General features: G+C 37.0%; 10 protein-coding genes. 5 read left to right on the forward strand and 5 right to left on the reverse strand.

Translation table 11 applies throughout. The features are described from left to right. Positions 1 to 30 precede the first annotated feature (30 nt). Positions 31 to 1,533, reverse strand: coding sequence for a glucose-6-phosphate dehydrogenase (gene zwf / locus ACY651_RS12125; RefSeq protein WP_462253067.1), 1,503 nt, complete (start codon positions 1,531 to 1,533; stop codon positions 31 to 33). Positions 1,534 to 1,621: 88 nt separating this feature from the next. Then, positions 1,622 to 3,028, reverse strand: coding sequence for an NADP-dependent phosphogluconate dehydrogenase (gene gndA, locus ACY651_RS12130; RefSeq protein ID WP_462253069.1), 1,407 nt, complete (start codon positions 3,026 to 3,028; stop codon positions 1,622 to 1,624). A gap of 137 nt (positions 3,029 to 3,165) precedes the next feature. Between gndA and ACY651_RS12135 the strand changes: the two genes are divergently transcribed. Continuing rightward, entirely contained in the window at positions 3,166 to 4,086 is a 921-nt protein-coding gene (locus ACY651_RS12135; protein ID WP_462253071.1) for a DUF72 domain-containing protein, read from the forward strand. On the opposite strand, the gene ACY651_RS12140 is transcribed toward ACY651_RS12135, so the two are convergent. The 3 genes from ACY651_RS12140 to ACY651_RS12150 all read right to left on the reverse strand — a co-directional run bounded on the left by ACY651_RS12140 (position 4,075) and on the right by ACY651_RS12150 (position 7,295). Further along, a complete protein-coding gene (locus tag ACY651_RS12140) occupies positions 4,075 to 5,367 on the reverse strand; it encodes a metal-dependent hydrolase family protein (RefSeq protein WP_462253073.1) in 1,293 nt (430 codons plus the stop codon). The two genes, ACY651_RS12135 and ACY651_RS12140, sit on opposite strands and share 12 nt — an antisense overlap. 64 nt (positions 5,368 to 5,431) lie before the next feature. Beyond that, positions 5,432 to 6,757 carry a Y-family DNA polymerase gene (locus tag ACY651_RS12145; protein WP_462253075.1) on the reverse strand — a complete coding sequence of 442 codons (1,326 nt, stop codon included), beginning with the start codon at positions 6,755 to 6,757 and terminating at the stop codon, positions 5,432 to 5,434. 103 nt (positions 6,758 to 6,860) lie between these two features. After that, entirely contained in the window at positions 6,861 to 7,295 is a 435-nt protein-coding gene (locus ACY651_RS12150) for a LexA family protein (RefSeq protein WP_462253077.1), read from the reverse strand. Between the two features lie 136 nt (positions 7,296 to 7,431). Between ACY651_RS12150 and ACY651_RS12155 the strand changes: the two genes are divergently transcribed. The 4 genes from ACY651_RS12155 to tcmP form a co-directional block, all read left to right on the forward strand. Continuing rightward, the gene (locus tag ACY651_RS12155) at positions 7,432 to 8,049 is read left to right on the forward strand and encodes a 2'-5' RNA ligase family protein (protein ID WP_462253079.1); all 618 of its coding nucleotides are present in this window, start codon (positions 7,432 to 7,434) and stop codon (positions 8,047 to 8,049) included. A 290-nt stretch (positions 8,050 to 8,339) separates the two neighbouring features. After that, positions 8,340 to 9,485, forward strand: a complete 1,146-nt coding sequence (locus tag ACY651_RS12160) for a PA0069 family radical SAM protein (protein WP_462253081.1) — start codon at positions 8,340 to 8,342, stop codon at positions 9,483 to 9,485. Between the two features lie 16 nt (positions 9,486 to 9,501). Next, positions 9,502 to 9,861, forward strand: a complete 360-nt coding sequence (locus ACY651_RS12165) for a hypothetical protein (protein ID WP_462253083.1) — start codon at positions 9,502 to 9,504, stop codon at positions 9,859 to 9,861. A 128-nt stretch (positions 9,862 to 9,989) separates the two neighbouring features. Further along, positions 9,990 to 10,280: three-Cys-motif partner protein TcmP (gene tcmP / locus ACY651_RS12170; RefSeq protein ID WP_462253085.1), on the forward strand; the 291-nt coding region annotated here is incomplete at its 3' end.

Raw genomic sequence — 10,280 nt, forward strand, 5'->3', positions numbered from 1 at the left:
ATGTATTGTTGCTTAGAATTTATCGGGGTGTTATTTTTTTTCTGCTGGCAGCACTACCCATTGTTTTGCAAAAGGTTTTAATAAACTGGTTGCTGCTGCTGGCCCCCAAGTGCCTGCTGCATATTTCAGTAATCCTTTTTTTGGATTTTTTTTCCAGGCATTAATTATCGGCATTACTACTTTCCATGCAGCTTCCACCTGGTCGCTACGCATAAATAAAGTAGCATCACCATCTAAAATATCCAGTAACAAAGTTTCATAGGCTTCAGGTGTAGCTTCGGTGTAAGATTCTTTGTAAGTAAAATCCATTTCTACTGGTTTAAGTTTCATTTGCACACCCGGCACTTTACTTTCAAACAATAAACTTATTTCCTGTTCGGGTTGAATACTTATAGTTAGTCGATTAGGCACCGTATCATCTTTAAAAATTTTATAAGGCGAATCTTTAAATTGAATCATAATTACTGAAGCCTGTTTAGGTAAACATTTTCCTGTAGCTAAAAAAAATGGTACGCCTTTCCATCTTTCATTATTAATAAAAAATTTGCCTGCAATAAAAGTTTCGGTAGTTGATTGGGGTGCAATATTTTCTTCTTGTAAATAGCCTTGTTGCTCCTGTTCATTAATTTTTCCGGCAGTGTATTGTGCCCTTACAATATTTTTAAACACTTCCGCAGTAGAATATAGTTTTATCTTTTTTAGAAGATCAGCTTTTGCATTGCGGATATGTTCTGCATCGTATTTGCCGGGGCATTCCATGGCCACTATACAAAGCAATTGCAATAAATGATTTTGTATCATATCTTTTAATGCACCACTGCCATCATAATAACCGCCCCGCTTGCCAATACTCACCTGTTCGGAAAGTGATATTTGCACATGATCAATATATTTATTATTCCAAACCGGCGAAAATATACTGTTGGCAAAACGAAAGGCCATTATATTTTGTACAGTTTCTTTTCCTAAATAATGATCTATGCGGAAAATTTGTTTTTCTGAGAAGCGCTTTTGCAAAAAAGTATTTAATTTTTGTGCACTTGCCAAGTCGGTGCCAAAAGGTTTTTCCACAACAATTCTGTCCAGTTTAATTTGATTGCAGATTTTGTTTTTATACAACCCTTCTGCTGATGCTTCAATAAACTGCGGCGCAATGGCTAAATAAAAAGTACGAAGGCAGCGCTGTTTATTTTTTTTATCAAAGGCATCTAAATGCTCTTTCAATGTTATAAAAGTACTGTTGTCTAAAAAATTTCCCTGTTGATAAAAAATGTTATCACTGAAAATTTTCCAATTATTATCATCGGGCTTTCCACTCCTGGAAAATTGATTGATACCATCAAACAGGTCGTGTTTAAATTGTTCGTTTTTATCTTCATTACGGCCCAGTAATAAGATAGTAAATTTTTCAGGTAAGTTTTTACTTAGAAAAAGATTATAAAATGCAGGAATTAATTTACGCTTGGTAAGATCGCCGGTACCGCCAAAAATTACAATTGCTGCAGGTGGTTTAATGCTATTGTATTTTGCCATGAGTTTGTTTATTTTTTATTGCACTAATTTTTACTAATTACATGAATTGCTTTTTATTAATTAGTGTAATTCGTGTAATCATTTTCTTTTAATTCCAATCAGTATGAAAATTCCCTTCTTTATCGATGCGTTCATAAGTATGTGCGCCAAAAAAATCCCGTTGCGCCTGTATTAAATTAGAGCCCAATCTGCCTGTACTAAACATATCAAAATAATTGAGGCTGCTGCTTAGTACCGGCATGGCTATTTTATTATCCATTCCTGTTTTTAAACTATTAACCAAAGCATTTCTTTTTTGTTCAAGCAGATTATAAAAATCTTTATCTAGTAATAAATTTTTTAAGCTAGAATTACTTACATAAGCTTTACGAATATCATTCAGCATTAACGAACGGATGATGCAACCGCCTTTCCAAATACGCACTACTTCTGCAATATTAATTTCGTACTTATAAGCATCCGATGCTGTTTGCAATAAATGCAATCCCTGTATATAACTTACGGCCATACCAAAATATAAAGCATCGTGTAAGTTTAGTATCAATTGTTTTTTATCTGTTGTATTTATTGCTGTAGTTTCAGATGTATAGCTGTCAATAATTTCTCTTTCTTTTTTATAAGAAGATAAGTCCCTTGCCGCAACTGCTTCATCAATGGCTGCGGAAGGCACATGTAATTCTAAGGCGCTTACACTCGTCCAAAGTCCCGTGCCTTTTTGTGCTGCCCTGTCTAATATTGCATCAATCAATCTTTTTGATGCATCAACATTATCGGGCTGCAAAAATATTTTAGCCGTTATCTCCACTAAAAAAGATTGTAAAGCGCCATTGTTCCATTCAGTAAAAATTTTATGCAGCTCATCATTGTTGCAGCCTGCTGCATTTTTTAATAAGGCGTATACTTCACTTATCAATTGCATGATGGCGTATTCAATTCCATTATGCACCATTTTAGTATAATGCCCTGCACTGCCATTACCAATAAAAGCTACGCAGGCGCCTTCATCGGTTTGTGCAGCAATTTTTTCTAAAATTGGTTTTAGTTCTATGTAGCCATCAGCATTTCCACCGGGCATCATACTGGGGCCAAACCTTGCGCCATCTTCGCCACCACTAACACCCATACCCGTAAAATGAATACCGGTTGATTCTAATCTTGCAATTCTTTTATCCGTATCCGTGTAATGAGAATTACCGCCATCAATTAAAATATCTCCTGCCTGTAAAAAAGGTTTTATTTCATCAATTACTGCATCTACAATTTTGCCTGCTGGCACCAGCATCATTATGCGGCGGGGTGTTTCTAAACTGTTAACAAACTGCTGCATGGTTGCGGTGGCTTGTACCGGTTTATCTTTTCCTTCTTCCAAAAGTCTTTTTTGCTGATCAATATTTCTGTCGTAGCCACACACTACAAAACCATGATCAGCCATATTTAAAACCAGGTTTCTACCCATCGTTCCTAACCCAATCATTCCAAACTGTGCTTTTTGCATACTCAATATTTTATACAATAATAAAAATACTATAATTGCAATGAAGTTACTTTAATGTTAACACAAGTTGTCGATTCAAAATAAAAATATCCATAATTAAAATTAGCATTGTTGTAGATTTACAAAAAGATATTTATATGGAATTTGGAAGAGTGCCGCCGGAGGAATTAAGCAGTATTGATTTTTCTTTATCCGCCGAACCTGCGTTTAATAAAACGGTCTTAAAAGGAAAGCCGGCGAAAAATCCTAAAATTTATTTGGGCTGTGCCAAATGGGGCAGAACGGAGTGGGTAGGTAAAATCTATCCACCCAAAACAAAAGAAAAAGATTTTTTGCAACATTATGTGCAACACTATAACAGTATTGAATTAAATGCTACACATTATAAAGTATATGGCGAAGGAGGCATAAAAAAATGGACAGCGAATGCCGCAGGAAAAGATTTTAAATTTTGCCCTAAAATGTACCAGGGCTTAACCCACCGCGGCAGTTTAAAAGGCAAAGATTTTATTACCAATGAATTTTTTCGTGGTATCGTTGCTTTTGAAGAATTTCTCGGGCCAGTATTTGTTCAGGTAAGTGATGCTTTTTCTCCCAAAAGAAAAGAAGAGTTGTTTGATTTTTTAAGATCGTTACCCACCGACCTGCAATTTTTTTTAGAGGTGCGCCACCCGGATTGGTTTAAAAAAGAGGATATACAAAATGAAATGTTTACTATTTTAAAAGAGTTAAACATGGGAGCCGTAATTACTGATACTGCAGGCAGAAGAGATTGTGCACACATGCATTTAACCATACCCAAAACATTTATACGTTATGTAGGTAACAGTTTGCATGAGTCTGATTTTGCCAGATGCGATGCATGGATTAAACGCATGAAACACTGGTTAGATAAAGGCATGGAAGAATTATATTTTTTCATGCACATGCATGATGAAGCTACATCGCCGGAGCTTACGGTTTATTTAGTTGATAAAATGAATAAGGAATTGGGATTGCATTTGATTAAACCAAAATTTATAGAGGAGCCACCAAAACAAAAAAAATTATTTGAGTGATTTATACATTACGCCATCCTTCATTACCCATTTTACCTGTTGCAATGCTTTTATATTTTTAAGTGGATCTTCCTGCACGGCAATAATATCTGCAAATGCACCGGGGATAATTTCTCCAATTAAATTATTCTGTTCTAACAATTCGGCTGCATTAATGGTGGCAGTTTGAATAGCCTGTAACGGCTGCATGCCGTATTTAATTAAGTATTCAAAATCTTTTGTCTGCGGTTCGTTCCAATTGTAACCGCCAATATCTGTACCGTAAGCGATTTTTACACCGTACTGCATGGCTTTTTTAAAAAGCTCAGGTTCTGTCTCGGTAAATAATTTATTCATAATACTGCCTGCTTTAAATCTTCCTTCGGCAACAAAATCATTTACATAAATCGTAGGGCACCAAAAAACATTTTTTTGCACCATCAGTTTCATACATTCCTCATTCATACCAAAACCATGTTCAATAGTTTTTGCTCCTGCGTTAATGGCGTAAATAATTCCATCGGGTGTTACAGCATGTGCAGCCAGTTTGCGGCGGCTTTTTATAGTTTCATCTGCTATGGCTTCAATCTCTTCTTTTGTAAAATTGGGAATGCTTTTATATTCTCCGGTTGGTAATTTATAATAACCCCTGTCGGCATAAATTTTTATCCAGTCGGCACCATGTGCAATTTGTTCCCTCACAGCTTTTCTGCCTTCATCTGCACCTGTAATTTCCTGTAAACCTTTGGGCATTTTTAATTCCCAGGCATAATCTTTTTCTGCAATGGGGTAATGGCCTGTTGTATTAATGGCTAAGGTAGATACAAACATTCTTGGCCCGGGAATAATTCCTTTGTTGATAGCTTTTTTTAAATCCACATCAGCATAACCGGCACCTTCCGTTCCCAAATCACGAATGGTGGTAAAGCCATTCATTAAAGATTGATAACAGCTTTTTGATGCTCTTAATGTTCGGTAGGGTACAGATTCTTTTAATATTTGTACATCATAATCTTCGCTGGTAATATCGCCCTGTAATAAAACATGGGTGTGGCAATCGATCAATCCGGGTAACACATAATAATTACTCAGGTCAATAACAGAATCTGTTTTTTGTTTAAACATAGCAGCTTCTGTTACCGATGCTATTTTATTGCCACTTACTAAAATAATTTGATTGGTTAATACTTTGCCACTTCTTACATCTAATAATTTTCCGCATCGAATGGCAATAGTTTTTTGCTGTGCAAATAAAAATAGTACCATCACTTGCAGCAGCAGTAAAAAAAATATTTTTTTCATTTTATTTATTTAAGATAAAATGAATGTACGATTTACTAATCAAAATGAAGATTATGAATAGTAATTATTTTACGGTAAACATTTCTTCCCATCTTGTGGTGTAACGGGGGCTGCGTAATTCCTGCCGCATTTTCCAGTCTCTTGCAGTACCCGATGCAGCAAATTTTACCACATCATCCCTCATAGAAAAATTTACATTATCCAGCATACTCATTAATAAACGGTTGTTATTTATTTTTTCTGCTACAAATAAATTGCCCTGTATAGTTTCATCGGGCACCAGGCCGCTGAGCATTACACCAGCCTTTTTATAAATCCTTCCTTCCTCATACAATTTATCAACCAGCAACACCGCAGGTTTTATTAATTCGTTGGTAGATGATGTTGCCACAGGCAGTGTTACATAACTGCTAAGGGTAGGGCCGTGCCGGAAATAGGCGTTATGATTTTGTTCTTTCGGTACTACAAACACACTTATAATATTTGCCGCACTTTGTTGCCGCCGCAATTTTTCTGCCGCACGTGACGTATAAGTAGCAATGGCTTCTTTAATGTCGGCAATATTTTTTACCGGGCTGCCAAACATTCTTGTGGTCGCAATCATTTTTTTTACCACCAGTTCTTCTTTCATTTCGCTGGCAGCTTCGCCTTTTAATTCTTTTATTAAACGTACCCCCACCACGCCGCCTAAATTTTTATGGGCCCACTCTTCTGTTTTTTTAGTAAGATCATAAGCAGTAAACACAGCATTCATTTCAATTAATTTTTCGGTGTACTGCCTGCCTACGCCCCATACTTCGCCAATGGGCGTATCCTGTAATGCTTTAGTAATTTTTTCTTTTGTATCTAACACTACCACACATTGCGTTGCAATTTTATTTTTCTTTGCTAAATGATTGGCCACTTTAGATAATACTTTTGTTGGCGCCACACCTACAGAAACTTTTATGCCCGTCCATTGTTCTACTGTTTCTCTTATGTTAAGTGCCACCTGTTGTAAATCTTTTTCAGCAAACTCTTCTAAATTTAAAAATGCTTCATCAACGGAATACACTTCTACATTTTCTTTTCCTAAAAGTATCCGCAATGTTTCCATCACCCGCCAGCTTAAATCGCCATACAAATTATAGTTAGATGAAAATGTTGCCACATCATATTTTTCTATTAATGGCTTTGCTTTAAAATATGGCCCTGCCATTTCTACCCCTAATTTTTTTGCTTCGTCGGTTCTTGATATAATACAGCCATCGTTGTTGCTGAGTACAACAACGGGTTTAGTATCTAAGTGCGGACGGAACAAGCGTTCACACGAACAATAAAAACTGTTACAATCTACTATCGCCTTCATGCCCCCTCCGCCACCTGAAGGGGGAACTTTAAGACTCTGCATATTTAAAATTCTTTTTAATAATCATGGTTAGGTCACTTTTATTGTAGTCAACAAATCAAAATAAATTTTTAATTTTAAAAGAGCCAAATCCCCCTTCAGGGGGTTAGGGGGTTTGTCTTATCACACACACCACCACGCCCCAAATTTTAAAATCACTACACTCACTCACATCAATCGGCGAAAGTTTAGGTGTTTCAGGAATAAGCCGCAGCCGGTTAAGCGTTAACTCATAGCGCCGTATCAACATCTCGCCATCAATAACCGCAATAACTATTTTGCCATTTTGCGGTTTAATACTCCGGTCCACAATTACAATATCGCCATTGTAAATACCGGCGTTGATCATACTGCCGCCACTCACCCTCATAAAAAAAGTTGCCGGTTTATTGCGGATCAGTTGTTCATTCAGGTCAATACCCCGTTCCATATAATCATCAGCGGCGGCACCAAAGCCTGTGGCATTGGCCGTGGCCACATCCTGCTGGGTAAAGCGTTTAGTACCATTGTAACTGCTGCCAAAAAATTTTTCCACTTCCATAATTATGTTTTTGTCCTTACTCTCCAAAAGGAGAAGCAAGGGGTGAGGTAAATTTTATTTTGATTATCTAAATTATTTAGTAAATTTATGCTAAAATAATTAGCTAACAAATTTAATAACAAAAATTTTTTTTAACATGAAAGATTTAAGCAATACCATACCCGGCTACCGGGTTTACGAGTACCTGCTGGTACTGTCGCCGCACGAAGAACTGCGGAATAAAATTATGGGGGTGAAAAAAGATTTTTACGACAAATACCAGGCTGAAACTGCACGTTGGGGTAAACCGCATATAACGCTGGTAAATTATCTGCAGTACGAAATGATGGAAGACAAAATTCTCCAGCATTTAAAAACCATTGCTATGGGCTATCATCCCATAAAAATTGAATTGAAGGACTACGGCAGTTTTCCCAGTCATACTATATATATTAACATCACCAGCAAAGTACCCATACAAAGTTTGGTAAAACAAATACGTACCGAAACGCAGCGGCTGATGAAACTGAACGACGATAACAAACCACATTTTATTTTAGAACCGCAGATAACTATTGCCCGCCGCTTATTACCCTGGCAATACGAAAAAGGTTGGTTAGAATACAGCCACAAAAATTTCACCGGCAGGTTTATTGCCGATAGCATGCTGTTATTAAAACGCCCCGTGGGAACATTAAAATATGAAATAGCAAAACGGTTTGAATTTGAGAATTTGCCAGTGGCAATAAAGCAGGGAGATTTGTTTGGCGCCTGAGAGGCCCCAGTCTCCGCTGCGGCGGAGAACTAAGGTTGTTACAGTACTAGTAAATTGAAAAAGAATTAAAATTAAACTGTATGATTTTTTTGGGACGAACATTTTTTCTTTTTTCAACATTGTTGTGTCACTCCCTTGTACGGCATACCATTATTGAACTCCTTAAATTCAAAACAGCATAAAAAAATCTGCGCCATCTGCGAAATCAGCAGGCAAAAAAAATCCGTGTTAATCCGTGCAATCTGTGGCAAACAAAAAAGTAACAATCAAAATAACTTAACAAAAAAATTATGGAAAATCAATCTAAGTTCCCCTTTAGGGGACAGGGGCAACAGGGACTACAACAAGACCATCATAAAGTTTCTGCAAAAGAACAAAGCGAAGAAGTACAATATATAGCAGGCCGTGGCGCACAATTCAACACCAAAAACCGTTTTTTAAAAGACGAAAAAACACAGGAACATATTGAAGGTATTGACGATTGGGAAGCCAGTAATATACCCACGCAATACATAGAGCAGCAAAGTAAAACCATTGTAAATAAAGTAGAAAGTAAAGATGTGGGCATGGGCTACAGTATGAATCCTTATGCCGGTTGTGAGCATGGCTGCATTTATTGCTATGCCCGTAATGTGCACGAATACTGGGGTTACAGCGCCGGATTAGATTTTGAACAAAAAATAATCATTAAAAAAAATGCACCGCAACTGCTGCGTAAATTTTTAATGCATCCAAAATGGGATGCCACACCCATCATGCTCAGCGGCAATACCGATTGCTACCAGCCAGCCGAACAAAAATATCGCTTAACAAGAGGCTTACTCGAAGTTTGTAATGAGTTTAATCAGCCTGTGGGCATACTCACCAAAAACAGCTGGATATTAAAAGATAAAGATGTGCTGCAGGAAATGGCGAAGAAAGGCATTGTATCTGCCATGGTTTCTATCACCTCTTTTAATGAAGATCTGCGGCGCAGCATGGAGCCACGAACCACCACCGCCAAACAAAAATTAAAAGTGATTAACGAACTCAGCAGCGCCGGTGTACGCATGGGCATTATGATGGGCCCGATGATACCCGGCCTTAACGACCACGAAATGCAACGCATTATGAAAGCGGCCGCAGATAACGGTGCAACTTTTACGGCTTACACTTTTATTCGTTTAAATGGTGCTATTAAATTTTTATTTCACGACTGGTTGTATAAAAACTTTCCTAACCATGCCGATAAAGTGTGGCATTTAATAGAACAAAGCCACGACGGAAAAGTAAACGATACCCGCTGGGGCGTACGCATGCGTGGCGAGGGCAGCATTGCCGATATGGTGGCGCAGACCTATAAAAAATATGGTAAACTATATAACATGAATGCAGAAGAATGGCATTTGGATACCAGTAAGTTTAGGTTGCCGGGCGGGCAGGGCAAGTTGTTTTGAAATTTAAAAATAATTTATGAAAGGCATTACAAGAGAATATTTATTACATGTGATGAATGACTGTATAAAGATCACTATTCATTACCGCAGAAAGATAGCCGAAAATTATTTTGCAAAAGAAATTATAGAGGTTACTGAAGAAGAGCTCATCGATTTTATCGCCACCATTCCGTACTTTTCTATTGAGCTTAAAGATTTTTTAATGGGTAACTTAACTGTGCAAACAATTATTATTAGCCAGCATTGGGAAAAAGATTTTGCAAGAAAGAGTATTACCTGGGCCACTAATCCTACATGGACAGAAACTGATATGTCTTTTCTGGCAAAGAGTTTTAAAAATGTGGTGATTGTTGATGCGTTGACGATGCCGTATTAGAAAATGAAATTCTCCGACTGAGACATAAAATTTAACAATTGGATACGAGTAAGTTTAGAGTGCCGGGTGGGAAGGGTAAGTTGTTTTGAGAATGATTCACTATTTTTAAACATCCTAAATCTAACTTTATGAATCAATTTGGAGGTAATTGGACGCAACAAAAAATTGAAATGGTAGTTGCTTACGCCAAAGCATATTTGGTGATTATGAATAAATATCCCCAATTTAGACCTTTATATTTTGATGGTTTTGCTGGCTCTGGTGATATTTACAAAAACGATGAAACTGATTTGGATAGTATTAAAGGAGCAGCTATTCGTATTTTAGAAATTGATCAACCCAAACATTTCGATACTTATTATTTTGTTGAGAAGGATGAGAATAATAAGATAGAATTAGAAAAAACAATTAAAGCAAAT

This window comes from Ferruginibacter sp. (assembly GCF_031391665.1).
GTDB lineage: Bacteria > Bacteroidota > Bacteroidia > Chitinophagales > Chitinophagaceae > Ferruginibacter.

Coding starts and splice junctions, on each gene's coding strand:
- ACY651_RS12140 (WP_462253073.1), bottom strand. CDS start 5,367: ATGAAAAAAATATTTTTTTTACTGCTGCTGCAAGTGATGGTACTATTT.
- ACY651_RS12145 (WP_462253075.1), bottom strand. CDS start 6,757: ATGCAGAGTCTTAAAGTTCCCCCTTCAGGTGGCGGAGGGGGCATGAAG.
- ACY651_RS12150 (WP_462253077.1), bottom strand. CDS start 7,295: ATGGAAGTGGAAAAATTTTTTGGCAGCAGTTACAATGGTACTAAACGC.
- zwf (WP_462253067.1), bottom strand. CDS start 1,533: ATGGCAAAATACAATAGCATTAAACCACCTGCAGCAATTGTAATTTTT.
- ACY651_RS12135 (WP_462253071.1), top strand. CDS start 3,166: ATGGAATTTGGAAGAGTGCCGCCGGAGGAATTAAGCAGTATTGATTTT.
- ACY651_RS12155 (WP_462253079.1), top strand. CDS start 7,432: ATGAAAGATTTAAGCAATACCATACCCGGCTACCGGGTTTACGAGTAC.
- ACY651_RS12160 (WP_462253081.1), top strand. CDS start 8,340: ATGGAAAATCAATCTAAGTTCCCCTTTAGGGGACAGGGGCAACAGGGA.
- ACY651_RS12165 (WP_462253083.1), top strand. CDS start 9,502: ATGAAAGGCATTACAAGAGAATATTTATTACATGTGATGAATGACTGT.
- gndA (WP_462253069.1), bottom strand. CDS start 3,028: ATGCAAAAAGCACAGTTTGGAATGATTGGGTTAGGAACGATGGGTAGA.